This window comes from Eubacterium multiforme, from assembly GCF_030813415.1.
In the GTDB taxonomy this organism is placed as follows: Bacteria; Bacillota; Clostridia; order Clostridiales; family Clostridiaceae; genus Clostridium; species Clostridium multiforme.
This window is the reverse complement of sequence record NZ_JAUSUF010000008.1, coordinates 1-26,296: the sequence shown is the minus strand read 5'-3', so window position 1 is coordinate 26,296 and position 26,296 is coordinate 1. Positions and strand designations below refer to the sequence as shown.

General features: G+C 27.4%; 22 protein-coding genes, 1 rRNA gene, 2 pseudogenes and 4 riboswitches. Of the genes and pseudogenes, 7 read left to right on the top strand and 18 right to left on the bottom strand.

The window, feature by feature from the left end; all coding sequences use genetic code 11:
• Positions 1-119: 119 nt before the first annotated feature.
• The 5 genes from J2S18_RS10940 to J2S18_RS10920 form a co-directional block, all read right to left on the bottom strand.
• On the bottom strand, positions 120-806 hold the full coding sequence (locus J2S18_RS10940) for a hypothetical protein (RefSeq protein ID WP_307486874.1): 687 nt from the start codon (positions 804-806) through the stop codon (positions 120-122).
• A 29-nt stretch (positions 807-835) separates the two neighbouring features.
• Positions 836-1,573, bottom strand: coding sequence for a BsaA family SipW-dependent biofilm matrix protein (locus J2S18_RS10935; RefSeq protein WP_307486873.1), 738 nt, complete (start codon positions 1,571-1,573; stop codon positions 836-838).
• The gene (locus J2S18_RS10930; RefSeq protein ID WP_307486870.1) at positions 1,554-2,114 is read right to left on the bottom strand and encodes a signal peptidase I; all 561 of its coding nucleotides are present in this window, start codon (positions 2,112-2,114) and stop codon (positions 1,554-1,556) included. Before J2S18_RS10930 ends, J2S18_RS10935 begins: the two co-directional genes overlap by 20 nt.
• A 25-nt stretch (positions 2,115-2,139) precedes the next feature.
• Complete coding sequence (locus J2S18_RS10925; RefSeq protein ID WP_307486868.1) at positions 2,140-2,706, bottom strand: BsaA family SipW-dependent biofilm matrix protein; 567 nt, start codon at positions 2,704-2,706, stop codon at positions 2,140-2,142.
• 63 nt (positions 2,707-2,769) lie between these two features.
• A riboswitch (cyclic di-GMP riboswitch) is annotated at positions 2,770-2,854 on the bottom strand.
• A gap of 63 nt (positions 2,855-2,917) precedes the next feature.
• A riboswitch (cyclic di-GMP riboswitch) is annotated at positions 2,918-3,002 on the bottom strand.
• Positions 3,003-3,068: 66 nt separating this feature from the next.
• Positions 3,069-3,153, bottom strand: a riboswitch (cyclic di-GMP riboswitch).
• A gap of 173 nt (positions 3,154-3,326) precedes the next feature.
• Positions 3,327-5,564, bottom strand: a complete 2,238-nt coding sequence (locus J2S18_RS10920) for a VWA domain-containing protein (RefSeq protein WP_307486867.1) — start codon at positions 5,562-5,564, stop codon at positions 3,327-3,329.
• An 83-nt stretch (positions 5,565-5,647) separates the two neighbouring features.
• A riboswitch (cyclic di-GMP riboswitch) is annotated at positions 5,648-5,735 on the bottom strand.
• A gap of 171 nt (positions 5,736-5,906) precedes the next feature.
• Between J2S18_RS10920 and srtB the strand changes: the two genes are divergently transcribed.
• Positions 5,907-6,581, top strand: coding sequence for a class B sortase (gene srtB, locus J2S18_RS10915; protein WP_307486865.1), 675 nt, complete (start codon positions 5,907-5,909; stop codon positions 6,579-6,581).
• Between the two features lie 152 nt (positions 6,582-6,733).
• Here srtB and hcp read toward each other — a convergent pair whose 3' ends face one another.
• The 3 genes and pseudogenes from hcp to ric form a co-directional block, all read right to left on the bottom strand.
• Positions 6,734-8,386, bottom strand: coding sequence for a hydroxylamine reductase (hcp, locus tag J2S18_RS10910; RefSeq protein ID WP_307486863.1), 1,653 nt, complete (start codon positions 8,384-8,386; stop codon positions 6,734-6,736).
• A gap of 151 nt (positions 8,387-8,537) precedes the next feature.
• Positions 8,538-9,299 carry a DUF438 domain-containing protein gene (locus J2S18_RS10905; RefSeq protein ID WP_307486862.1) on the bottom strand — a complete coding sequence of 254 codons (762 nt, stop codon included), beginning with the start codon at positions 9,297-9,299 and terminating at the stop codon, positions 8,538-8,540.
• Between the two features lie 17 nt (positions 9,300-9,316).
• Positions 9,317-10,011, bottom strand: a pseudogene (gene ric / locus J2S18_RS10900) (iron-sulfur cluster repair di-iron protein).
• Between the two features lie 277 nt (positions 10,012-10,288).
• On the opposite strand from ric, the gene J2S18_RS10895 reads away from it, so the two are divergent.
• The 6 genes and pseudogenes from J2S18_RS10895 (at position 10,289) to J2S18_RS10870 (ending at position 14,555) form a co-directional block, all read left to right on the top strand.
• Positions 10,289-10,438: a hypothetical protein gene (locus tag J2S18_RS10895; RefSeq protein WP_307486860.1), complete on the top strand. Its 150-nt coding sequence runs from the start codon at positions 10,289-10,291 to the stop codon at positions 10,436-10,438.
• Positions 10,439-10,556: 118 nt separating this feature from the next.
• A pseudogene (locus J2S18_RS10890) lies at positions 10,557-11,261 on the top strand (alpha/beta hydrolase).
• A gap of 260 nt (positions 11,262-11,521) precedes the next feature.
• The gene (locus J2S18_RS10885) at positions 11,522-12,388 is read left to right on the top strand and encodes an AraC family transcriptional regulator (RefSeq protein WP_307486858.1); all 867 of its coding nucleotides are present in this window, start codon (positions 11,522-11,524) and stop codon (positions 12,386-12,388) included.
• 4 nt (positions 12,389-12,392) lie between these two features.
• The gene (locus J2S18_RS10880) at positions 12,393-12,848 is read left to right on the top strand and encodes a GyrI-like domain-containing protein (RefSeq protein WP_307486857.1); all 456 of its coding nucleotides are present in this window, start codon (positions 12,393-12,395) and stop codon (positions 12,846-12,848) included.
• Between the two features lies 1 nt (position 12,849).
• Positions 12,850-13,800, top strand: coding sequence for an ABC transporter ATP-binding protein (locus J2S18_RS10875; RefSeq protein WP_307486855.1), 951 nt, complete (start codon positions 12,850-12,852; stop codon positions 13,798-13,800).
• Positions 13,800-14,555, top strand: coding sequence for an ABC transporter permease (locus tag J2S18_RS10870; RefSeq protein ID WP_307486853.1), 756 nt, complete (start codon positions 13,800-13,802; stop codon positions 14,553-14,555). The genes J2S18_RS10875 and J2S18_RS10870 overlap by 1 nt, the downstream gene beginning before the upstream one ends.
• Before the next feature lie 424 nt (positions 14,556-14,979).
• Here J2S18_RS10870 and J2S18_RS10865 read toward each other — a convergent pair whose 3' ends face one another.
• From J2S18_RS10865 to rrf, 10 genes are all read right to left on the bottom strand, one after another.
• Positions 14,980-15,696, bottom strand: a complete 717-nt coding sequence (locus J2S18_RS10865) for a Crp/Fnr family transcriptional regulator (protein WP_307486851.1) — start codon at positions 15,694-15,696, stop codon at positions 14,980-14,982.
• A gap of 399 nt (positions 15,697-16,095) precedes the next feature.
• Positions 16,096-17,496 carry an FAD-binding oxidoreductase gene (locus J2S18_RS10860; RefSeq protein WP_307486849.1) on the bottom strand — a complete coding sequence of 467 codons (1,401 nt, stop codon included), beginning with the start codon at positions 17,494-17,496 and terminating at the stop codon, positions 16,096-16,098.
• A gap of 3 nt (positions 17,497-17,499) precedes the next feature.
• Complete coding sequence (locus J2S18_RS10855; RefSeq protein WP_307486847.1) at positions 17,500-18,690, bottom strand: electron transfer flavoprotein subunit alpha/FixB family protein; 1,191 nt, start codon at positions 18,688-18,690, stop codon at positions 17,500-17,502.
• Between the two features lie 13 nt (positions 18,691-18,703).
• Positions 18,704-19,492 carry an electron transfer flavoprotein subunit beta/FixA family protein gene (locus J2S18_RS10850; protein WP_307486846.1) on the bottom strand — a complete coding sequence of 263 codons (789 nt, stop codon included), beginning with the start codon at positions 19,490-19,492 and terminating at the stop codon, positions 18,704-18,706.
• 70 nt (positions 19,493-19,562) lie between these two features.
• Positions 19,563-20,492: a glycyl-radical enzyme activating protein gene (locus J2S18_RS10845; RefSeq protein ID WP_307486844.1), complete on the bottom strand. Its 930-nt coding sequence runs from the start codon at positions 20,490-20,492 to the stop codon at positions 19,563-19,565.
• Between the two features lie 88 nt (positions 20,493-20,580).
• Positions 20,581-22,992 (bottom strand): glycyl radical protein, encoded by a 2,412-nt coding sequence (locus tag J2S18_RS10840; RefSeq protein WP_307486842.1) that lies wholly within the window; start codon positions 22,990-22,992, stop codon positions 20,581-20,583.
• Positions 22,993-23,049: 57 nt separating this feature from the next.
• Complete coding sequence (locus J2S18_RS10835; RefSeq protein WP_307486841.1) at positions 23,050-24,570, bottom strand: L-lactate permease; 1,521 nt, start codon at positions 24,568-24,570, stop codon at positions 23,050-23,052.
• Positions 24,571-24,844: 274 nt separating this feature from the next.
• Complete coding sequence (locus J2S18_RS10830) at positions 24,845-25,132, bottom strand: DUF1653 domain-containing protein (protein ID WP_307486839.1); 288 nt, start codon at positions 25,130-25,132, stop codon at positions 24,845-24,847.
• A 142-nt stretch (positions 25,133-25,274) separates the two neighbouring features.
• Positions 25,275-26,027: a YdcF family protein gene (locus J2S18_RS10825; RefSeq protein WP_370873842.1), complete on the bottom strand. Its 753-nt coding sequence runs from the start codon at positions 26,025-26,027 to the stop codon at positions 25,275-25,277.
• 169 nt (positions 26,028-26,196) lie between these two features.
• Positions 26,197-26,296 (bottom strand): 5S ribosomal RNA (gene rrf, locus J2S18_RS10820); the annotation flags it as partial.

Below are 26,296 nucleotides of genomic sequence, written 5' to 3'. Positions count from 1 at the left end.
CTCTTTCTAAAAATGTTTTATCTAATTCGAATTGTATTAGAGTTTTTTTGAATTTTATACTATTTATACTATTTATACTAAAATTTATAAAAAGAGTGCCACTTTCTGACACTCTTTTTTTATACATCTTTTTTAGACTCTTTTTTATTTAAAAGGATAAGAACTATTATGCAAAGAATTATACTAATTAGATAAAAGTAAAATTTAAAATTATCTCCTGTTTTGGGATTAAATGTATTATTTTCATCAATAGTATTAGTTACTTTTTCACCATTATTATTTTTGTTAATATCTGAATAATTTATATTAGAATAAAAATCAAATCTATTAAAAGTCTCTAAATTAGAAAAAGAATTATCTAAATCTTTTGATATATCAACATAAACATCTATTCTATTTTTAGTTCCTGGATAAGAAGTTCCTAATAACATTATGTCTTTCATATAACGTCCATCTGCAGTACCATTATATATTTCTTTTCTATTATATAATATCTTCATATTTATATATTTTAATAATTCTAAAGATTTTCCAGTAACCCCTTTTTCAGAAGCTATTTTAAAATAAACATCATATGGATAAATATGCTTATTTCTTATAGTTAGTTTCTTATAATAATGTTCTCCTGGAGAAATATTATTTAGTTCTACGAAATAATGTCCATCTCCATCTAATTGAACTGTCATATTACCTGAAGAATCATTAGCATTAAGCACTGGTTCTGCATTTGCTATACTTCCATTACTTAATAATATTATTAAAAATATTGATACTATTAACGAACTCCTTTTAATAAATTTTTTCATAATCATTATCCTTTATTAAAATATTTTAACTATTTTGCTAATGGTGTTTGTGCATCTGAATTTGTTGCACCATCAACTGTACTTCCATTTGTTTCTGAATCAGAATTTTGGGTTGAAACATTTGTTGTTTGAACACTATTTAATTGATCTCTAATAATTTTTGATATTTTACTATCCTTATCTTCAGCATTACTATTCCATGCATCTTGCCAAGCTCCATCTGTTGTTTGAATTGCATCTGATGTTACATTAACAGTTAATCCTCTATCTTGATACTTTGCTGTTAAATCAAAATTATTCTTTAAATTAAGTCCATTTAATAATAAAGTTGTTTTTCCACCTGCTGCAACTGGTTGAGTATAATAGTAATAACCATCTCCTTCATTATAAATCCAAGATCCTTTATCATTTTCTGGAACATTAGTAACGGTGTTTGTATCTAGTGTTACAGCCTCCTTTGCAGATTCCTTTGGTAAATTACCTTCAGTTTTTGCATCCCATTCTGGATCTAATTTAACTCTTATAAATGCTGATGATTTTCCTGTATTTTTAATACTTACTTCTTTTTGTATCTTTACACCAGGTTGCATATTTGTAACTTCTGGTGAATTAGGGTTAAAGTGCTCAACTATATCTGTTTTTACTGAACCTGTTGTGAAATGGTTTGGTACATTTTGATGGAATTGAAACCAAGCTAGTGTTCCTCCAACTAATATTGCAGCTACTGCCATTGATGATACTAATAATTTAATTTTTTTCTTTTTCATTTTGTTCTCCTCCACTTTCCTTCTCGTTTTTATCTATTGTAAAAAATTTTTTTAATAATGTTATCAATATTAATGTTCCAAGAGTTAATAATATAACTAAAGGCCAATTATCTTGTATAAAGGTTATTGCAACACCAACATGTGGTACTGAAAATACTAACTTCCCAACAATATTCTTAGAACTTGATGTCATTGGATCTATGCTTTCATTTGCATCTCCTTTTGTTAGAAACTGTACTTTTTTACCTTTTTCAACTTTATAAATTCTATGAGTAAATAAATTTCCAGTTTGTGCTCCTTTAAATGTAACTATATCTCCCTTTTTAAGTGTATTTGCATTAACTTTTTTAACTACTATTAATGATCCTGGGTCTATAGTAGGCGCCATACTACCAGTTTTTACTACATACATACTGTATCCAGCAATTGATGGCATTTCATTCAATCTAGTACTTTTTACAAATAACACTGAAAAAATTATTAATGCAATTATAATTCCATAGCAGATAATATCTCCTACTATTTTTAATACCTTTTTCATTCTCCACCTTTTTCTATATTAAATTTTATTTTGGCAATTCATCTAATCCCCATAATTCTTTTAAAGCACTTGAATCACCTGCAATACTCTCTGTAATAACATCTATTTGAAAATTATTTTTGTTATATTCATTCGGTAAATCCTTACTTAAAGTAGCAGACTCTAAAAGATTATCTGTCCTGTCATGTCCTTTTAAAGGTTTTATATAATAATAAAACTTTCCAATTTTCTTCCAGTTTTTTGAACTACTAAAATTTAATTTAACAGTTTCTTTTCCATCTATTGAAAAAGCTTGACCATCTTTCCAGAATGGAACAATTTTAACTCTTACATACACTGGTAATGTTCCTGTATTTTCTACCCAGACTTTCTTCTTTACAGTTACTCCTTTATCCCACCCATGTGGGTCAAAATCTTCATGTGTTTCTGAATTGTATTTACCCGTTGTTAACCTATTGGGTAATTCTTGATGAAATGTTAACCAAGCATATGTTCCAAAAACACTTCCTAAAATTAATACACCTAAAGCTAGGAATGAAAAAATATATTTCTTTTTTCTATTTTTTTTAAATTTTATTGTTCTTTTTTTCATACATAAACTCCTTAGCTTAAATATTTAATTTAAAGAGATAAAAAAAAGCTAATTTATATTTTTATATAAATTAGCCGGTTGCATCACTGACTCCCCCTATTTCAAGATGCCCAAATAAGAAATAGATATCATAGTCTCTAATAATTATTTATTTTTGAATATTAATAAACTTACCTAATTTTTAAAATAAAAAAGGCTAATTTATATTTTTATATAAATTAGCCGGTTGCATCACTAACTCCCTCTATCTCAAGATGCCCAAATAAGAAATAGATATCATAGTCTCTAATAAATTATTTATTTTGAATATTAATAAAATTTGCCTAATTTTTAAATAAAAAAAGGCTAATTTATATTTTTACATATAAATTAGCCGGTTGCATCACTAACTCCATCTATTTCAAGATGCCCAAATAAGAAATAGATCTCCAAGTTTCTAATTTTAAACTTTTTTATTTTTATTTTTTTAATTTAAATTAATTATATCATAAATATTATACTTTTCAACATTTTTACCAATTTATTATATTTTTTTATCTAATTTGTTATAACTTTGTACTTTATTATATTTCATAAAATTTTCCTATAATTATATTATTAAATTTAAAATAAAACTAATATTAAAATTCATTTTTGATAACTTGTGTATTGTTATAATAATTAGATTTAGGAAGTTTTTTATTCACAATTTCTATTTGTATATTAGCATTTTCATCATCTATGGAAAAACTTAGATTATTTAAATTTACTTCTTTTCCATTTATTTTTATACTTTCTAACTTATATCCTTGCGAATTAATTTCTGAAAGTGTATAAGTTCCCTTTTTTAAATTATTTAAAGTAAATGTACTATTTTGTTTTATATCTAAATTCCAAGTATTATTATTACCTGTAACTTTAAATGAAAATACATTATTACTATTACTTTCTCCATCTACTTTTTTAACTATTGTAACTTTAGGATTTATAACTTTAATATTTACACTATCTTTTAAATCGAGAATAGCCTTTCCATCATTATCATATTTACTTTCTCCCTTAATCTCTAAAGTAAATGTTGTATCATCTGTTAATGTTATACTATCCTTGTCTATTGAATTTTTATCAAAAGTATTTCCTACCTTAGCATTTTTCTTTTCATTATTTAAAGTAATACTATGACCGTGATTATCACTCCAAATATATGTGTATCCATCTTCTGGTCCATATTTAATATTTAATTTCTTTATTAAATCCTTTAATTTAATTTTCTCTCCATAATAGTATGTTCTAGGATTATCTATTAAATTCAACTTACCTCTATTAGGAACTTGTACATATGGTACATTAAATGTTTGTGTATGCTTTGAATTATCTAAATTATACGTATAATTTACAGTAGCCTCTGTATTTGTCATCATATCTTTATCTTTAGAAATATTTACTTTTGGATTTTCTACTGTATTTTTATCACTTATTAAATTTTCTGTACCAAAATTAGTGTCTTTAGCTTTTATATTAAAAGTATATTTTGTATTATTTAATCCTATAGATTGTTTTATCCATGTTATTTTATTATTTTCTATAATTGCTCCTTTAGGTTGCTCACTACCCTTTACTATTTCAAATCCATCTGGAACAATATCTGTTATAGTTGCATTATCTGTTACACTTGTAATCTCATTTGATATCTTATCATAAATTTTTTGTATGTCATTAGGATCTTTAATATAAATTAACCCATTACAATTTGGTTCTATCTCATTATTATAATTTTGTATACTTCTTAAAAAATTCTCTGGTCCATATTTCTCTCCATTAAAAGCTTCTGAATCCCTACTTTTAAATCCCAAAGATATAAAGTGAACATCCTTATTAAGATTTTCTATATTCCTATACGTTTCAATTGTCTTATAGATATAATACTGTGAAATATTTGTTATGCCTATACTTTTTAAATATTTTTTATATTTAGAATTCATATACTCCCAATCGTGCATAGAAAAATCAACTAACATATTTGGTAACCCATCAGTAAAAACTATTACGTATTTTTCTCTACCATCATTTTTACTTGCTTTTAACTGTTCTTCAACTTTATTCAAGGCACTTTGAGTATTAGTTCCTCCACCCTCCTGTATACTATCTATTTTAGAATTTATCACTTTTATATTATTTGTGAAATCTTGTATAATATTACTATCTTCATCATTTCCTATTGTTAAATAATACTTATCTGAACCATAACTATAATCAATAACTCTCTCTATTGAACTAATTTTCTTCTTATTTCCAATAAAAATATACCCAGAATATTCCTCATATATACTATATCTATTACTACTACTTGATAATAATTTAGTTATATATATAGTATGCTTTTTCCCTTTATAATCTATCTCTCCAATAGATAAAACTCCATCTTCATTTATTTTTTTTACATTATTTATTTCTTTATAATTATTGCTAAAAGTAATAATTGATATTTGATTTTTAGGATTTTTTAATACTCCATCGGAAAAATTTTTAACTGATTCTTTTAAAGAATCTATTGGTTTTTTTTCACCAGAATTCGGATGCCTCATACTTCCAGATTGATCTAAAACCAAAATAATATCCTTAGGCTTTTGATTTTTTAAAGCTTCTTCCTTAGCCTTTACATTTAAATCTATATTATAACTTCTATCCTTTAATTGATCAGATCTTTCATTATGAATTGCTTTTGCAGTTTTGCTTATTTCAAGCAAATCATTATTGGATGTTCTTATATTTTTTTCATTTTCATTAGATGCAAAAACCTTAAAATTTATTCCTGCAGTTAAAAATATAATACCTATTAAAATTAGAAAACTATTTCTTATTTTCTTTTTCCTTTTCATAAAAACCTCCTAAGTTACTAATAAAACTTATTTTTTCCCTTATTAAGTAAATTTTTTCGCAAAAAAAGACTACCTTATAAAAAATATAAGCTAGTCGGTTGCATCATTAACTCCATCTATTTTTATTAGATGCCCAAATTAAAAATAGATTTCTTAGTTTCTAACATATTACACTAATTTAACATATTCTTATCATTATTTAACGTTGTATTATCATTATTTATTATTCTATCATAACTTTACTATAAATTATAGGACATTTTGTTATATATAGTAAAAATTATTTTGAAATGATATACTTATTTATAATTAAATTAAATTTATAAAGCAAAGGTGAATTAAGTGAAGAAATCTATAAAAAGGACTATTAATATTATTCTTATAGTTATAATAATATTTTCAGGCGCTATGTTAATAAATCGCTTATATGAATATCATAAAATAGACTCAGTAAACAAAGAAATTCAATTAATAAATAAAGATGATTTATCTAAAATAAATTCAGATTATAAATTTTGGATTGAAGTTCCTGGAACAAATATAAATTACCCTGTTGTCCAAACTAATAATAATGAGTTTTATTTAAATCACAATTTTTATAAAAAAAATAGTATTGGTGGTTCTATTTTTTTAGACTCAAGGGATAATATAAATAAATCTCAAAATTTAATTATTTTTGGTCACAATATGAAAAATAAAAGTATGTTTGGAACTTTAGATAATTTTAAAGATAAAACTTTTTTTAATAATAATAAATACATTTATCTATTTAAAGACAATAAAAAATATACTTATGAAATATTTTCAGGTGCTATTGTAAAAGGATCAGATAATTATTTAATAACTGATTTTTCACACAAAGATGATTTTAGTAATTATATAAAAATGATAAATTCCAAATCAATAGTTAGTAGAAAACTGACCTTTAATAATGATAGTAAAATTCTAACTCTTTCGACCTGTAGTTATGAATTTGATGATGCTAGATTTATTATCTTAGCTAAATTAATAAAGTAAATATTTAATGTTAGTTTTAAATTCAATATTTATTTTTCTTTAAACTACAAACATATATTAATTTTAAAATAGCAGTAAAATAAAAGGTAGCATGTACTAAAATTCATGCTACCTTTCATATTTTAAACTATTTTATAAAAATAGATTATTTTTTATTCTTCTCCATAAAATATCTTCATGTCATCTTCTACATTTGATATTCCACCAATTCCAAAGTTATCAACTAATACTTTAGCTACATTTGGTGAAAGGAATGCTGGTAATGTTGGTCCTAAATGTATGTTTTTAACTCCTAAGTGTAATAATGATAATAGTACTATTACAGCTTTTTGTTCATACCAAGCTATGTTATATGATATTGGTAATTCATTTACATCATCTAATCCAAATACTTCAGCAAGTTTAAGTGCAATTACTACTAATGAGTATGAGTCATTACATTGTCCTGCATCTAACACTCTTGGAATTCCATTTATATCTCCAAGATTTAATTTATTATATTTATACTTAGCACATCCTGCTGTTAAAATTACAGCATCCTTTGGTAATTTTTCTGCAAATTCTGTATAGTAATTTCTAGATTTTGCTCTACCATCACAGCCTGCCATTACAAAGAATCTCTTTATTGCTCCACTCTTTATTGCATCAACTACTTGGTCAGCTAAAGCTAAAACTTGATTATGTGCAAATCCACCAACTATTTCTCCTTTTTCTATTTCTGTTGGTGCTTCACATTTTTTAGCTAATTCTATTATTTCTGTAAAGTCTTTATTTCCATTTTCATCTGCATTTATATGAGTACAACCTTCATATCCAACAGCTCCAGTTGTAAATATTCTATCTCTATATGAATCTTGAACTGGTGTAATACAGTTTGTTGTCATAAGTATTGGTCCATTAAATGAAGCAAACTCTTTATTTTGTAACCACCAAGCATTTCCGTAATTACCTGCAAAGTTTTCATATTTTTTAAACTCTGGATAGTATTGTCCAGCAAGCATTTCTCCATGAGTATATACATCTACCCCTGTGCCCTTAGTTTGTTCTAATAACATTTTTAAATCTCTTAAATCATGACCTGAAATTAATATACCAGGATTTTTTCTAACTCCAATATCAACCTTAGTTATTTCAGGATTTCCATAAGTTCCAGTGTTTGCAGCATCTAAAAGTGCCATTCCATCAACACCAAATTTACCACATTCTAAAGCTAAAGCTGTTAATTCATCTGCTGTTAATGAATCATCTAAAGTTTTTACTAAAGCTTCTGATATAAATGCATGTATTTCATCTTTATCATATCCTAAATTCATAGCATGTTTCATATATGCTGCTAAACCTTTTAATCCATAAACTATAAGCTCTCTTAAGCTTCTTACATCTTCATTTTCTGTAGATAAAACTCCAACCTTTGAAGCCTTTTCCATCATTTCTTCCTCTGTACTTGCAGTCCAAGTTGCACAACCTTTAAGGTCTTTTCCTACTGGATTTCCACCTTTAGCTTCTACTCTCTTTTTTAAATCTTCTCTTAATCTTAAAGTTTCTTTAACTCTATTTTCTATAGCCTTAAAATCAAAGTTAGCATTTGTTATTGTAACAAAAAGATTTTCTACTATATACTTATCTACTTTATTATCTATAATCCCAACTTTTCTACCTTCTACTTCTACTGTTGCTAATCCCTTTGTAGCAAAAATTAATAAATCTTGTATTTTTGCAACATCCTCAGTTTTTCCGCAAACTCCTCTTACTGTACAGCCTTTACATCCTGCTGTTTCTTGACATTGAAAACAAAACATTGACATGTTCAAATTCCTCCTTAAAAAACATATTTATAATTAATTTCTAGATGATTTTTATGTTCATTTTTAATTTCGTAACCAAACCTTGATTACAATGTTTAGTATACTACCCTGAATTAAATTCTTCTGTAACTAATGTTACAACCTTAAAATTTTATAAAATTTCTTTTGGAGTAAAGATGCAGTACCCTAATTCATCACATTTTTTTCTCATATCTTCCCAAAGTTTTTCATCCTTTATAGTATCAATGGCAGTTGGATATAATATAGAATTTTCCTTGAATATATGATCTCTTAAATTAAATACTATATATGAAGTTAACTCTTGTAACCTTTCTTTAAAATCTTCAAAATCCATATAATTTATGCAATTTGCTAGTTCCTTTAAAGCCATTTTCTTCCCTCTTAAATCATCATGTTCCATTCTCATTATTCTAGTTGGACCTGTAATTCCTCTTTTCTCTAGTTCAATAAATAAAACTTCCTCTTCCCTTTTATGGTGTGGCTCTGCACCTAATATATTATCTGCAAGATTTTTTAAATCTTCTATATAGTCTTCATGTCCCTTTATACTTTTTAAGTCTTGTATTTTAGTATTTAATTCTTCCAAACTTGATAAAAATTCTAAAATTTTATCATGTTCAACAATAAGTGTATTAACTACATGTCCAGTTTCTAATTTACTTTTTATTTTCTCAAGTTCCTCACTTAATACTTCCATATGAATATCACATAAATGTCTTAAATCCTGTGGATTCATTCCATCATCAATTAAATTTTGCTCTGCAATTGATAATTCTGTTGGATCTATATTTTTAACTATTTCTAGTGCTTCTTTTCTTAAGTCTTCTGATATATTTCCTGAATTTAATTTTCTTAAAAGTTCTGTTAACTCATTAATTCTTTTTTGTTCCATAAATATTCCCTCCTAAATTAAAGAATCTTAAATAAAATACTATTTTCCTTATGAATATGAATAAATAAATCTTTTTCCAAAGCATCTAACTTTTTATAAACTAAATTAAATGTTGTACAAGCACCCTCTGGTGTTTTATATCCATTTGTTTCTCTATATAAATCTTGTAATATATGTCCTGCCCCTGTATGCTCATTTTCTATAATTCCTATAAATTGCATTATTTCATCCCTTAGTTTTGGAGATTTATTTATTAAATACTCCTTTATCATTGGGAACAACTCTTCCTCTTCCTTAATTAAATGTTCTTCAAGTTCTGTTTTTAATGCTCCAAATAATCTATGAACTGTTTTTAATTCCTCTCCACTATGACTATAATGAACCTTTAAAATCTTAACTAATAACTGATCTATTTCATTAAGTTCCCTATAAGTAAAGGCATGATGTGTATCAACTATATTTTCAATTAATTTATTTGGATCTTCTAATCTCCAATCTATATAAGCTTCCTTTGAATTTAAAAACTCATCATAAGCTTTATTTATATAGTCTAAAAATTCCTTAAAATTTATATCTTTTTCAATTAATGCACTTTCTAATGTTCTATTTCCATGACAGCAATAGTCAATTCCTTCTTTATTGAATATTCTTGCAGCCCCTGGATATACTCTACTATATCTCCTAAGCTTTGATTTATATTTAATTTATTCATTAAAATCACTCCCTTAATCTCTTCTCTCAATTACTATGAGCTGATTTTAATTTAATTCTTAGTGTTTTAATATGATTTGAATCAAATTTTAAAAATTTTTATAAAATCTAACTTAAATTCTCTAGAAAATTAAAATAGTAAAAACTAAAAACTGGAATTATAATCCATAAATTATGTATAATACTAATATAAAGTTTTGGATAATTATTATATGGTGTGAAATAAAGGCACTTTTGATATTACATAGATAAATACTAATTTTTAGGATGTAAAAAATATGAAAAGTACAAGTTATGTAGTATTAGGATTATGCTTTGGTGTTACTTTAGGTTTAATAGTATTTGATAATTTAGCCATTGGAGCAGGTGTTGGTGTAGCTATTGGAGCAGGATTAGATAGTGTAAAAAATAAAAATGAGGAAAAGTAAATTTGCAGTTAACATACTTTATATAGAATTAACTGAGAAAGGAGGAATTTATTATGAGAAACAAGAAAAATAAAGAGCTTTTATGGAGGGTATCACCTCTATAAATTATGGAGGAAACATGATTAAGGATAGATTTAATATTAATAATATTCCTACAGTCTTATGGGGAGAAAAAAGTAAAAAACTTTTTATTGCAGTACATGGAAATATGTCCAATAAAGAAGATATTGTGATTCAAATTTTAGCTGAAGAAGCACTTCAAAAAGGTTATCAAGTATTAAGTTTTGATTTGCCAGAGCATGGTGAAAGAAAAAATCATAGTACACCTTGCAAAGTATAATTTTGCGTTAGTGATTTATCTATAATTATGAACTATGCAAAAGAGCATTGGGAAGAAGTGAGCTTATTTGCATGTAGTATAGGAGCTTATTTTAGTCTTTTAGCCTATAAAAATGATATGTTGAAAAAGGCATTATTTTTATCACCAGTAGTTAATATGGAAAGAATTATAGAAAATATGATGCTATGGTTTAATATAACACCAGAACGTTTGAAGACGGAAACTACCATAGAAACACCAATTGGTCAAAAGTTATATTGGGATTATTTCTGTTATGTAAAACAACACCCTATTAGTACATGGAATAAAGATACATATATCATGTATGGAGCAAAAGATAAATTGTGTGAATTTGAAGATATTAATTATTTCGTCAAAAAGTACTGCTGTAGATTAGAAGTCATGGACGAGGGAGAACATTACTTTCATACAAAAGAACAGTTGAATGTATTCAAGCATTGGTTACAAAAGCATATTGATTAAATTTCAATTTATCCCTTAGATTCTATGCATAATTTTAAATATATTTTGATTTAAAGTAAAAGTGGACAAGATGATTTGAACCCATTATAGAACAGTTTTATTATTTTAACTGTCTACTATAATGGGAACATATCAATTTGTCCACTTTTATAATATCTACTATAAACCTCTATTTAAAATATAAAGTTTACAAATCAAATCAAAAAATGCGAGGAAATAAATTTGATGATAAAGTATTCTTATATCAAGGAGGTAAGATTATGCAGTGGTTAAAAAAGTTCAGCAAGGCGATTGAATATATAGAGGAAAATTTAGATGGAGATATTTCGTATGAAAAAGCAGCACAAATAGCTTGTTGTTCAACTAATTACTTTCAAAGAATGTTTGCTTATGTAACTGGGATAACACTAGTTGAATACATAAGGAGAAGAAAAATGACACAAGCATCTTTTGAACTACAGTCACAAGATGTAAAAGTTTTAGACGTTGCATTGAAATATGGTTATACATCCCCAACAGCGTTTAACCGTGCATTTCAAAGTGTACATGGAATAAGTCCTGTTGTAGCAAAATCACAAGGTTGCATGTTACGTGCATACCCTCCAATTAAATTCTCAATTCAAATAGAAGGAGGCAGTGATATGACATATAAAATAGAGGAAAAATCTCCAATAAGGCTAGTTGGAGTTAGAATTCCATTAACTTATAACATGGATGAAAATTATAAGTCTATTCCAGAATTCTGGGAGAATACAAAGAAGAGTCAAATATTTCAGCAGATTTTAAACTTAAACAATAATGTAGAAAAAAATATTTTTGGAATATCACTTTATAATAAAAGTAATGAGATTTTTTACTATATAGCTACAGAAACAGATAAACCAGCTCCAAAAGGTATGTATGAATTTGAAATTCCTTCAACAATGTGGGTTGTATTTGAAAATAACGGACCCTTTAAAGAGTCAATACAAAATATCTATAAACGCTTTTTTATGGAGTGGCTTCCTTTTTCAGGATATAAGCACTCAGAAATTGCAGATATAGAGGTATATCCATTTGTAGCTGAGAAAAGCAATTGTGGATATTCAGAAATATGGATGAGCATAAAAAAAGAGAGGAATGATTAAATTTATGAAATATAATATTGAAATTAGAGAGATAGAACCAATGAGGGTAGCTTTTATTAGATATAAAGGACTAGTAACCGAAGCAAATAAGGTGTTCCCTAATGTGTTCAAGTCAATTAGAGGAAAGGTAAATGGCGCACCATTTTTTAACTACTTAAAAATGAATTCTAAAACTAAATTTGGAGATATTGAACTGTGTGTTCCTACGGATATGATTCCAAGTGGAAATGGAATTGAAGTAAAGGAAACTAATAGAGTAAAGGCAATATGCGTTACTCATATAGGTCCATATGAAACTATGTTTAATGCATATGAAATAATAGATGCATATGCAGCTCAAAACAAACTTGAATTAATGAGTGAATTTAGAGAAGTATTTATCAAAGGTCCAGGGATGTTTTTAAAAGGAAATCCAGATAAGTATATTACAGAAATTATATTCCCTATTAAGGAGCAGTAGCATGGATGCTATTTATGTAGAAAATGTATTTAAACAGTACAATAATGGTGTTGAAGCTTTAAATAGTATTTCATTAAATGTTGAAAAGGGTAAAATTTTTTCCCTATTAGGGAAAAATGGTGCAGGAAAGTCAACATTAATTAAGATACTTACAACATATATTAAACCAACCTCAGGTATAGTAAAAATACTTGGAAATGATGTTTATAAAGAAAGTAAAGAGATAAGAAAGCATATTGCATGTGTATCACAGAAAATATCAATAGACACATATTTATCACTAGAAGAAAATATGATGTTTCAAAGTAAATTATATAAAATTCCTAAATATGAAGCTGAGAAAAGGATGAAAACATTAATAGAATGTTTTGAGTTAGAACGATATTTAGCATATCCTGTATCATCTTACTCTGGAGGGGTAAAAAGACGATTAGATATTGCCTTAAATCTAATGTCAAATCCACAGATTTTATTTTTGGATGAGACTACAGTTGGTATGGATATACAATCACGCATGGCTATGTGGAAAATGATGAAAAAAATTAGAAATGAATTCAATACTACAATTTTTTTTACAACCCATTATCTTGATGAGGCTGATAAATTAAGTGATACTATTTGTATTATAAAGAATGGACAAGAAGTTATACAAGGAACTCCAAACAAACTTAGAGATTTAATTAAACAAAATATTATCACTATAAAATTTAAAGATAAAACTCAAGCAAAAGAATGCTTAGCTAAACTTAGAAAACTTAATGATTATAATAAGGTATTTTTATGTAATGAACAAGTTGTAATCCACTCAAAAGATACTAAGAAAGAGTTTACAATAATAAATCAGTGGCTAATTGATATGGAGATAAACTTTGAAGGAATTGAAATAGTTAAGCCAACTTTAGATGATGTGTTTCTTAAAGCAACAGAAACAAATGGATTGGAGGAAATTTAATGACTATTTTAGCGCTCTTAGAAAGAAATATTAAATGGAGATTTAATAATAAATTTACTATAGTTATTACTATATTACAACCAATGCTTTGGCTTATACTTTATAGTGCTGTTGCAAGTCAAACAATGAGTGGTCTTGGAATTAATAATTACACAGAATTTATATTACCAGGACTTATAATGCTAGTAAGCTTTGGAGCTTGTAGTAGCAGTGGAATTATGAATTATTTAATGAAAAATGATGGAAGTTTCTATAGGATACTTATTGCACCAATTAGTAGGAAATTTATAGTTCTTGGACAACTACTCGAGGCAGTAATTTGTACATTTCTAGAAGTAGGAATTATGTTTTTGGTAAGCTTATTCTTTTCAGTAAAGATTCATACTAGTTTATTAGCATTTTTAATTATTTTATTAATTATATTTTTTACGGCTTTATGCTTAGCATCAATTACGTACTTAATAAGCCTAGCACTTCCAAATGAAGTAGTATATGAAACGGCTATGAATGCTATTGTATTACCTATCTTTTTTTTAAGTACTGCACTTTTTCCAGCAGATAAATTAACAGGAGCACTTTCAGTAGCTATAAGTTTAAATCCATTTACTCATATAATAAATTTGATAAGGGCTTTACTGTCTGGTGATCCTATTAATGAGTTACAAATCATTATTATATTAGGTTTAATTATTATAATAGCTATATTTAGTTTTTCATTAGCAGTTTCTAAATTAAGTAAAGAAACAAATATTTAATGTAATAATTAATTTAATCTAAGATTATAAGTCATGGACGAAGTGGAACATTACTTTCATACAGAAGAATAGTTGAATGTATTCAAGCATTGGTTACAAAAATATATTGATTAAATTTCAATTTATCCCTTAGATTTTATGTATAATTTTAAATACATTTTGATTTAAAGTAAAAGTGGACAAGGTGATTTGAACCCATTATAGAACAGTTTTATTATTTTAACTGTCTGCTATAATAGCCGCATATGAATTTGTCCACTTTTATACTATCTACTTCCACCCTTAATTTAAAACAGATCCAAATAAAAAAATAGCCCTTAATCTATATACTTAAAAAATAATATTCTTATAAATACTAAATTTAAGCAAATGACTGAGCTATAAATATCCTTTAAACTATTGTATTTTTTAACCATAGTGAATTTTATTCCCCTATATCTTTTAATAAATCTATATTTTTTATTATTATTACTTTATTTCCCTTAAGTTCAATAATATTATCATCTTCTAATTTAGATAATTTCCTACTTATAGTTTCCCTTGTGACACCACAGTAATTAGCCATATCTTCTCTATTTAGTGGAACTTCTAAATAGATATTTCCATCAACAGTCTTTCCATACTTATTTGAAAACTCCAAAAGCATATTAGCTATTCTAGATTCTACATCCTTAGTTGCTAAAACCTTTGCTAAATCTTCTGTTTCTGATAACCTATGAGTTAACTCCTTCAATATTTTCATTGATATAGATGGATTCTTATTTAATATACCTTCCAAATCCCCCCTTGATAATATGCATACCCTTGAATTAGTTATAGCTGTTGCAGTAAAACTACTAATTATATCATCAAAAAGATTTGTTTCTCCAAAAAAATCACCCTTAGTTAATATGTGAAGTATCTGCTCTTTTCCATCTCTTGTTATTTTAGAAATCTTTATTTTTCCTTCTCTAATAAGAAATAAACTATTATATACTTCTCCTTCTCTGCAAAGAACTTCCCCCTTTAAATATTCTTTTCTTGTAACCATACTAATAATATTTTTAAGTTCTTCATCAGATAATGCTGAAAAAATTGATATATGTCTTGCACATATTGGTTCTCCTTCACTACAATCACTACAATTACAATTATTTTTCATTAGCTACCTCCCATTATTTATTCTGCATCTTTTTTATTTAAACTATATTCTAAACTAGTGTTGCTTTTAGATAGAACTGTAAAATCATCTTAATAAAAACCCTCTGCCAAATTAAGTAAGTCTAAAGGGCTATCTAAAAACAAAACTCTACTAAAAATATATACTTAATTTAATATATATTTTAAATGAACATTAACTATTTAGCTATAAAAACATCTTAAAAAACTATAATAAAAAAGCAAAGTAATACACTAATTAGGAATATTATAATAATTTTTTAAAATTTACATTCCTACTTAGACTTTATTACCTTGCCCTTTTTATAATTAACTTATTTTTAAACTAATACTTCTTTATAGATACACTATAAATTAATATTTCATTACCTATGAAAATCTTTTATTCACATACTTTTCCTGGGTTTAATATATTTTTAGGATCAAATACTTTTTTAATTCCCCTCATTATTTCTAATGTTTCATTTGTAATAGATTCTTCTAAATATGGAACTTTAGCATATCCTATACCATGTTCTCCTGAAACCTGTCCTTTAAGTTCTCTAGCTTTAGCATACATGCATTCCATTGTTTTGTTTAGTTTTTCTTTCCATTCTTCTTCAGTTAAATTATCCTTTAACATATATATATGAAGATTTCCATCACCAGCATGTCCAAATGATTGTATCCTTATATTAATCTTATTTTCTAATTCATGAGTAAATTTAACAAATTCAGCCACTTTATTTCTAGGAACAACTACGTCAACTTCTTCAAGTTCAGTTGTTGAAGCTTTAATAGCTTCTAAGAATGCTCCCCTTGCTTTCCATATTGATTCTTGTCTTTCATCTGTATCTGAAATTAATACATCTAAAGCACCAGCTTCTAAACATATTTTTGCAACTTTATCATAATTATTTTCTATTTCTTCTTTACTATTTCCATCAAAAGTTAATATTAAATATGCATCTGATTGACTATCTGGGAACTTCTTTCCTAAAAATTCTTCAGCAGCAATTATAAGTTCCCTTTGCATAAACTCAATGGCAGTTGGAACTGATTTTGATTTTATTATTTTAGGAACTGTTTCAATAGCAGTTTCTAAATCTTTAAATGGCACCAAAAGACTTATTGCCTTTTTTGGTAATGGCATTAGTTTTAATATTGCCTTAGTTACAATTGCTAATGTTCCTTCTGAACCAACAATTAAATCTTTAAGGGCATATCCAGAACTATTTTTAACTACCTTTCCACCAAATTCAGCTATTTCTCCATTAGGTAATACAACTTCAAGTCCTCTTACATAATCTCTTGTAACACCATATTTTACAGCTCTCATACCACCAGCATTTGTACTTATATTTCCACCTATTGTAGCAGTTTTTTCTCCTGGATCTGGTGGATAAAATAAATCATTTTCCTCTACAAACTTTGAAATATTCATTAAAAGAACACCTGGTTCTACAGTAAGAGTTAAATTATCTTCATCAAGTTCTAAGATTTTATCCATTCCACTTAAATCAATTATAATTCCACCAAAGATTGGAACTGCTGCTCCAACAAGTCCAGTTCCAGCACCTCTTGCTGTTACTGTTATGTTATTGTCATAGGCGTATTTCATTATTTTTGAAACCTCTTCTGTTGAAGCTACCTTAACAACTATATCAGGAAACTTTTTTATATCTCCTAATTCATCATGACTATATTCTTCATTTATATCATTTCCAAGTAAAATTCTTTCATCATCATTTATAATTCCTTTTATAAATTCAATATCCTTTAACTCTATCTTCTTGTAATCCATAATTTATGCACCCCTTTGAACCTTTATCTTTTCTATTAATTTTGGAACTACTTCATATATATCTCCAACAATTCCATAGTTAGCTACCTTGAATATAGGTGCTTTTTCATCTTTATTAATAGAGAAAATATAATCTGAATTGTTCATTCCAGCTGTAAATTGAACAGCACCTGAAACTCCACAAGTTATTATAAGTTTTGGTCTAACTGTTCTACCACTTAATCCAACTTGTTTTTTTGCATCAGCCCATCCATTTTCAATTAATGGTCTAGTAACTGCAACTTCTCCATTTAAAAGTTCTGCAAGTTCATTAATCATTTCCATATCATCTTTTGTCTTAATTCCTCTTCCTGCAACAACTATTACATCAGCAGATTCAATTCCTTTTTCAGCTTTTTTAGGTGCTACTTCTTTAACCTTCATATTTGATAAAAGCTTTTCATCACTTATATCACATATCTTTATTTCTCCCTTAGCTTCTTCTGATCTTTCTGGTGCTGTCATTACTTTATATCTAACAGTTGCCATTTGTGGTCTTGAATTTGGAGTAACAATTTGAGCCATTATATTCCCACCAAAAGCTGGTCTTATTTGAACTAAATCTGTATTTTCCTTTATATCTAATATAGTACAGTCTGCTGTTAATCCAGTTCTAAATCTAGCTGCAACCCTTGGAGCAAGTGATCTTCCAACTGTTGTTGCACCAACTAATAAAACTGCTGGTTTAACTTTATTTATAAAGTCTTCAAAAACTGCTGTATAAGGTTCTATTTTAAAGTTTTCTAATTCCTTTTTATCATATACAAAAACTTCATCTACTCCATAATGAAGAAGTTCCTTTGCTCTTTCCTTTATGTTATATCCCATAAACAAACAATAAACTTTTTGATTTACTTTAGATGCTAATTCTCTAGCTTTTCCTATAAGTTCATATGTAACTGGGTGAATATTGCCTTCCACGTGGTCTACATAAACTGTAATTCCATTCCATTTACTCTTGTCAATTTCAACAACATCTTCTTCAACATATTCAACTGCACCTTTTGGACCTTTTCTAACACATACTTTACACATTTTACATGAAGCATTTATTTCAAGCTTTCCATTAACATTTTCCATAGCTCCAAATGGGCATATTTTTATCATTTCTTCTATATTTCCTACTTTGTCTTGATTAATTACAAGTTTAGCCATATCATTAATCCCCCTAAATAAATTTTAGTTCCTTTAATTTTGAAGTCATCTTATCACTTAACTCTTCTGATTCGCCTTCCCACATTTCTCTATCATTATTTACTTCTGGTGGGAAAATTCTTTCAACTTGAGTTGGTGAACCATTTAAACCATATTTCTTTTCATTTTTATCTTCAAAGTCCTTTAGACTTATTACTTTTATTTCTCTATCTTTTGTAGCTACCTTTTTCTTATATGATGGTAGTCTTGGTTGGAAAATATCTTTCTCTACTGTAAGTAAACATGGGAACTTAACATCTACTATTTCTACAGTGTTTGGCATATCCATCTCTACTACTATAGAATCCTTTTTAACTTCAATAATTCTTCTAACATTTGCAACATGAGGAATATTTAAATACTCAGCCATTTCAGGACCTACTTGAGCTGTATCCCCATCTGTTGTTTGCTTTCCACATAAAATTATATCGAAGTCACCCATTTTTCTTATACCTTGAGATAAAGTATAACTTGTTGCTAAAACATCAGCTCCAGCAAACTTTCTATCAGATACTAAATATCCATCATCAGCTCCCATGGCATATGCTTCTTTTATAACTTCCATTGCTTGAGGTGGTCCCATACTAATTACCTTTAGTTCTCCACCTTCATTTTCCTTTATTTCTAATGCTGTTTCTAACGCATATAAATCATATGGATTCATCTTTGTGTCAACACCATCTCTTTTTAATACTCCTGTAACTGGATCTACTTCAACTTTAGAAGTACCAGGTACTTGCTTTATACATACAAAAATATTCATAAGTTTCACACCTTTCTAATTTAAAAGTAATATTTAAGCTTTAATAAACGTTTACAATAATATTAAGTTTTTAAACAGCTCCAATATTACACTTTATTCCTTCCTCTTCCACAATATTTTTAAGTTTTTCCATAGTTTCTTTAGTAGGACTACTTATATCCTCTGGCATTTTATAATCTATTCCTAAACATTCATATTTATTAACTCCTAATCTATGATAAGGTAGTATATGAATTTCAAGTAAGTTATTAAGATTTTTTGCAAACCTTGCAATATCTCTAATACTATCTTCATCACAATTAAAATTTGGAATTATAGGAACTCTTATTATTATTTTTTTGCACAGATTATCTATTAATTTTATATTTTCAAGTATTTTTTTATTACTTTGTCCAACATATTTTTTATGTTTTTCATCATCTATATTTTTAATATCTATTAATGCTAAATCCACCCAGGGAAAAACTTCATTTATTGCAGAGCTTTCTGCAAAAGCAGTTGTCTCTATTGCTGTATTTATTAAAGATTCCTTGCACCCTTTAAGAAGTTCTTTTGAAAACTTAGGTTGCATTAAAGGTTCCCCACCTGATAATGTAACTCCACCTCCTGAACGCCTAAATTGTACAAAATCTTTTTTTACTATTTCTAATACTTCCTTTATGGTTTTATGCTGTCCCATATTTACTAAAGCATCAGAATAACATACATCCACACACTTGTTACAGTTAATGCATTTTTCTTTATTTATTCTATAACTGTTATTAAAATCTATAGCATCATATTCACATATGTTTTCACAATTGTGACAGCCTATACAATTTTTATTATTAAACATTAACTCTTCATAAGGATGCTTGGATTCTGGATTACTACACCATAAACAATTTAATGGACACCCCTTCAAAAAAACAATTGTTCTAAGTCCAGGACCATCATTTACTGAAAATCTCTGTATGTTAAATATTAAACCTTTTTCTTCGTAATTAACTATACTGCTCATATTATTTATCCTTCTTAATTAAAATTTTTAAATATTTGAATAAGAGAGTTAACCACTACAATATAAATTAAAATACTTATTATTTAACTTATAACTCTAATTCTGTTCTCTTTATAATGTCATCTTGAACACCTTTATCTAGGCATATAAACTGAGCGCTATATCCTGCAACTCTAACTATTAAATCTCTATATTTTTCAGGATGCTTTTGTGCCTTAAGTAAAGTTTCTTTACTTATAATATTAAATTGCATATGCATTCCCTTTTTATCAAAGTAACTTCTAATTAAATTCATTAAATTTTTAAGTCCATTATCACCATCAATTGCTGAAGGATTAAATTTTTGATTTAATAGTGTTCCACTAGGTGCACTAAAGTGATCTAATTTTGCTACTGAATTTGCAGCAGCTGTTGGACCATTTACATCAGTTCCTCTAGTTGGAGAAACTCCATCTGCAATTGGTTCTCCTGAATTTCTTCCATCAGGTGTTGCACCTACTAATGAACCTAAATGTACATTGTTTGATACAGGATATAATCCAGGTAAGAATTTTCCACCACGTTGATTGTGATGTTTAAGAACTTCCTCACAATATATAAGAGAACCTTCCCTTGTAAATTCATCAACTTCATCTATATCATTACCAAACTTAGGTGATCTATTTAAAAGCATTTGTCTAATATTTTCATATTTCATTTTTTTATCAAAGTCTTCTAAATCTTTACCAAAATTATTGTTAAGTGCCTCTTTTAAATCCTCTAGTGAAATTTTCTTTTCATCAAATACTAATTTCTTTATTGCCATAAATGAATTACCAATATTAGCAACTCCAACACCTAAAGGTCCTGAAAAACGGTAATGTCCTCCACCTTCTTGTATTGATTTTCCTAAAGGAATACAGTCATCTAACATACATGATAAAAATGGAAGTGGTGCTCTTTCTCTATGAGCAATATCCACACAATTATCAGCTGCAACCATATGATTAACAAAGAAATGTATTTGCTTTTTATAAGCATCTATTAAATCATCTATATTCTTAAATTCTTCAAATTTTCCAGTATCTGCTCCAACCTTCTTTCCATTTTCAAATCCATCATTAATTGCAATCTCCAAAACTTTAGCTAGATTAAAGAAGGCAGCATCATACCAACCATCTGTTTTAGCAGGTTTTTGTGGTTCAACACAACCAACAATTCCATAATCTCTAGCATCTTCTAAAGTTAAACCTTGATTTACAAGCATAGGTATTATTACTTCATCATTATAAAAGGCAGGTAATCCTGTTCCTAAACGAGCTAATTCACAGGCTCTTATTAAAAATTCATCAGGTGAATTGTTCCAAACCCTAACTGATAAAGAAGGTTGAGGTAACTTTAAACTTCCTGTTGCATCCATACATAAATAAGATAAATCATTTGTTGCATCCTTACCTTCAGGAGTTTGTCCACCTACTATTAAATTTTGAAACATAGAATAACCACTAAAAGCTTTTGTTGTAGTTTCATCACGAACCTTTGTTAAATCATTAAACTTAACCCATAAGCAGTGAAGTACTTCCCTATTAAACGCCTCTGATTTTTCTGATTCTTTTAAATCTTTTTCATAAAAAGGATTCATATATTGATCAAAACGAGCAGGAGAAATAGCATGTCCATTTGATTCTAAGCTTATTATTAATTGAATAAACCAGAAAGATTGACAAGCTTCATAGAAAGTTTCAGCTGGATATTCAGGAACCTTATTACAAATTCTTGATATTTCTAATAATTCTTTTTGTCTCTTCTCATCCTTTTCAGTACTTGCTAATTCCTTTGCAAGATCAGCATATCTATGGGCATAATCTATAGCAGCATTACAGCAAATTAAAATTGAATCCCAAAACATTTTTTTATGAATATAATTAGGGTCGCTTTCTACAGATTTATTAATTTCATTTTTAACTTCTTTTATTATTCCACTAAATCCATTTTTTAAGACCTTTTCATAATCAACAGATATATGGCCAAGTCCATTAAAATGATAATTAGCTACAGTAAATACATTTGCCTTCATAGCCTTTTTTGTTGATTCTGGCATATAGGAAGTAGCAAGTTCACTTACTGTTTTTCCATCCCAATATTTAAATATTTCTTTTAATTCCCTTTTAGTATCTTCTGAAATTTTAAATGCATCAGATGTTCTTTTTTCTAATTTATCAAATTCATCTACAAGCCATTTATTAGAAAACTCAGGATAAACTTGAGCAGACCTTGGACTTTTAGTTAAACTACCTACAATAAGTTCACCTTTTCTAATTGTTATAGGCATCTTTTCTAAAAGATCCCTCAGTGCCTTTGCTTTTCTTATTATTATAGGTTCATCTTCTGTTTTTTTGAAAGAATCAGTTAAAATTCTAGCTCTATCCACTTCAATTTCAGGAAAAGCAGCTAAAATTTCCTCTTTTAAAATTTCTACTCTCTTTGTAGGTTTTTCAAAACCTCTTTGTAAAATTTCCACTTGAATCTCTCCTATCTTTTAAAATAATTAATATTAATTATTTTTGTATTTTCTAAATTAAAACCCAAATACAGGCCCTAACAAATAAGTTATAAGTCCAAATAATATTACAAACACTAAACAAAATTTTAATGTTGAATTTAATATCTTTCCTTCTTCTCCAACAAGTCCTGTTGCTGCTGTTGCAACTGCTATACTTTGTGGAGATATCATCTTTCCAGCAGTAGCTCCACAAGTATTTGCTGCTGCAAGCCAATATGGATTTAAATCTAAAGTCTTTGCAACTTCAACTTGAAGTCCCCCAAATAAAACGTTTGCAGAAGTATCGCTACCTGTTACAAAAGTTCCAAGTGCCCCTATAAGAGGCGCAATTATTGGATAAAATCCACCTGTAATTGATACTAAAACTACTGATATTGACTTAATCATTCCACTATAACCCATAACCTTAGCCAAAGCTACTATAGCCATTATTGTTATAGCTGACTTACCCATTTGTTTAATTGTTTTAAAAAGAACTATTGATATTTCTTTAAACTTTGCCCCTTGAATAAAACCTCCTATGTATGTAGCTATTATTATTAATGTTCCAGGAGTTGCAAGCCATAAAAATGTATAAGGTTTTGCACCACTTCCTGAATAAATTTTTATTGATGTTTTCACTAAAGCTAACTTCTCATTAATAAATGGGAAAAGTGATGAAGTGAAAAATATAAATAAAAATACTAAAATAAATGGAGTCCAAGCCCAAAGTTTCTTTTTTATAGTTAAACTACCACTTTTATTAGATGATTTCTTATAAAACACCTTAGCTACTAAAACTGTAGATGCCATAGAAAGAATTGAACCTAATATTGCTGGTAATTCAGCTCCAATATACTTAGCAATTAAAACTTGTGGCAATGCAAAAGCTATTCCAGAAATTAATGTAATCCCAAAAACTCCCTTTATTGCCTTAACAGATTTTCCTGTTATCATAACCAATATAAATGGAACTACAATAATAAATAAAAATAACTGAATGCTTACAGCATAGGATAGTTCATTTACATTTAAATTAGCTACCTGTGCAAGGGTTGTAACTGGAAGTCCTATAGCACCAAAAGCTGTAGGAGTTGTATTTGCTATTAAACAAATTATTGCTGCAAAAAGTGGATTAAATCCAAGTCCCGCCATTATACTAGCAGGTATAGCAACAGCAGTTCCAAAACCTGCAATAGCCTCTAAAAATCCTCCAAATCCCCACGCAAGAATCAATACTAAAATTCTTTTGTCAGTAGTTATTTCCATCATCATTTTCTTAATGATTTCCATACTACCTGTATGTAAAGATAGATTATAAGTAAATACAGCTGCAATTATTACAATCATTATAGGCCATAAAGCTAATGCAATCCCTTCAAGAGTAGCTGTTATGCTATCTATAAAGGTAAATTTCCATACAAAGATTGATAACAATATAGTTATTAATAAGGCTATTGGACACGCCTTATCCCCTGGCATCTTAAAAATTCCCAAGGATACTATAAGCCATATTATAGGTATTAGAGCTAATACAAAAAGCCATCCTGTACTCAATTTGTTACCTCCTTATTCTTTTAATATTTTAATTAAATAAGATTTCCACCTATAATTTTACTTGTTTTATACTTATTTTCCTAGTATTGTTATTTTTATAACTAATATACAACTATTTACTATTATAACAATTTAATCTATATCTTGATTTCAAAGAATTTTCTCAGAAAACATTTACATCTGATTAACATTATACGCCTTTTTTTGTTAAATTTTAAGCATTAATGTAAAAAAGAGTAAAAATAATACATTATTTTTACTCTTTAGAAACTTTTTACATATTTTGTTTACTATTTAATACTTTCATTATATTTAAAATATCTTCATCATCAATTTCTTGAAATCTATATTCTTGAGTACAATTTGGATACTTTATTTTATCGACCTTACTTAAAAACATATCCTTTGGTCTAACAAAAATACCATAATCTCCATATAAAGCCTTATATACAACAAGCTCCTCCATTGTTTCAGAATGTTTAGCTATATCCATAACTAAATAAAGCTTCCCCTTAAAATGCTTTACTACCTTACCCTTTAATTTATCTATATCTCTTTCCATAACTATTATCTCCAATTTATAATTTTCTACTTTCCAACCTATGTACACATTTAAACATATTTATATAGTAATCTATATATTATACTCTTATGAGTATATAACATATTTTATACAGAAAATACTCAAATAATTAAATCTAAATTTATCTGTCAAAGACTATAGACTTAAATACTGCAAAAAATTCTCTAGCATACATTGAAGGTACAAGATACCATTTAGTGTTACTTGTATAAAAACTAATATTTTCATATCCGTTTCTTTTACCTATTATATTACTTCTTAATGCATGAAAATCTGTTGTTACTACTTTAATATTACTATTTTTTGTATTACCCTCATTTAAATTTTCTATTATATCTTTTGAATATTTGAAATTTTGAAAAGTATTAGTTGCCTTATCTTCTAATATTATTCTATTATTGTTAATTCCTTTTTCCACTAAATATCTTCTCATAGCCTCAGCTTCAGTAATGCTTTCTCCAGGTCCTTGTCCTCCTGAAACTATTATCTTACCATCATAATTTGTATTATTAATATAATCTAATGTAGCATTTAATCTATCTCTTAATGTTGTAGTTAGATTTTCTCCTCTTATCCCCGCTCCTAAAACAACAATATAATTACAGCTTTTCTCTGAAGTCTTAGGATAAAAAATTATACACAGTTCAGTAATTATAAATATTAATATTCCACATAATAATAACAATTTTAATGGTTTAAATATTCTCTTGAAGGCTTCAATTTTTAATAGCTTAGTTATAAAGATTCCATATAATATCATAATTATACCTATAACTAAATAAAAGGAACTGAATGTAGTATATCCAAAGATCATATTAACAAATAAAAAATATGCTATACATATTATTCCTAAAATAAATATTATTATATTCAACAATTCACATCCTTCACATATCATTTCAATCTTCCAATATAATAGTACCATATTATAACAGGTAATATATTATATTTTTACAAGTGTAATTTTTTTATAATATTTTAAAATTTATAATATTAACATATAAAAAAAGAGATAGTAATTAAACTATCTCTTTTCGTTACTTACCTGGCAACGTCCTACTCTCCCACACGGTCTCCCATGCAGTACCATCGGCGCTATAGAGCTTAACTTTCCTGTTCGGAATGGGAAGGAGTGTTTCCTCT

Bases quoted from the DNA above. Each gene is read 5' to 3' on its own strand.
- J2S18_RS10940 (WP_307486874.1), bottom strand. From the start codon at position 806: ATGAAAAAATTTATTAAAAGGAGTTCGTTAATAGTATCAATATTTTTA.
- J2S18_RS10935 (WP_307486873.1), bottom strand. From the start codon at position 1,573: ATGAAAAAGAAAAAAATTAAATTATTAGTATCATCAATGGCAGTAGCT.
- J2S18_RS10930 (WP_307486870.1), bottom strand. From the start codon at position 2,114: ATGAAAAAGGTATTAAAAATAGTAGGAGATATTATCTGCTATGGAATT.
- J2S18_RS10925 (WP_307486868.1), bottom strand. From the start codon at position 2,706: ATGAAAAAAAGAACAATAAAATTTAAAAAAAATAGAAAAAAGAAATAT.
- J2S18_RS10920 (WP_307486867.1), bottom strand. From the start codon at position 5,564: ATGAAAAGGAAAAAGAAAATAAGAAATAGTTTTCTAATTTTAATAGGT.
- hcp (WP_307486863.1), bottom strand. From the start codon at position 8,386: ATGTCAATGTTTTGTTTTCAATGTCAAGAAACAGCAGGATGTAAAGGC.
- J2S18_RS10905 (WP_307486862.1), bottom strand. From the start codon at position 9,299: ATGGAACAAAAAAGAATTAATGAGTTAACAGAACTTTTAAGAAAATTA.
- J2S18_RS10895 (WP_307486860.1), top strand. From the start codon at position 10,289: ATGAAAAGTACAAGTTATGTAGTATTAGGATTATGCTTTGGTGTTACT.
- J2S18_RS10885 (WP_307486858.1), top strand. From the start codon at position 11,522: ATGCAGTGGTTAAAAAAGTTCAGCAAGGCGATTGAATATATAGAGGAA.
- J2S18_RS10880 (WP_307486857.1), top strand. From the start codon at position 12,393: ATGAAATATAATATTGAAATTAGAGAGATAGAACCAATGAGGGTAGCT.
- J2S18_RS10875 (WP_307486855.1), top strand. From the start codon at position 12,850: ATGGATGCTATTTATGTAGAAAATGTATTTAAACAGTACAATAATGGT.
- J2S18_RS10870 (WP_307486853.1), top strand. From the start codon at position 13,800: ATGACTATTTTAGCGCTCTTAGAAAGAAATATTAAATGGAGATTTAAT.
- J2S18_RS10865 (WP_307486851.1), bottom strand. From the start codon at position 15,696: ATGAAAAATAATTGTAATTGTAGTGATTGTAGTGAAGGAGAACCAATA.
- J2S18_RS10860 (WP_307486849.1), bottom strand. From the start codon at position 17,496: ATGGATTACAAGAAGATAGAGTTAAAGGATATTGAATTTATAAAAGGA.
- J2S18_RS10855 (WP_307486847.1), bottom strand. From the start codon at position 18,690: ATGGCTAAACTTGTAATTAATCAAGACAAAGTAGGAAATATAGAAGAA.
- J2S18_RS10850 (WP_307486846.1), bottom strand. From the start codon at position 19,492: ATGAATATTTTTGTATGTATAAAGCAAGTACCTGGTACTTCTAAAGTT.
- J2S18_RS10845 (WP_307486844.1), bottom strand. From the start codon at position 20,492: ATGAGCAGTATAGTTAATTACGAAGAAAAAGGTTTAATATTTAACATA.
- J2S18_RS10830 (WP_307486839.1), bottom strand. From the start codon at position 25,132: ATGGAAAGAGATATAGATAAATTAAAGGGTAAGGTAGTAAAGCATTTT.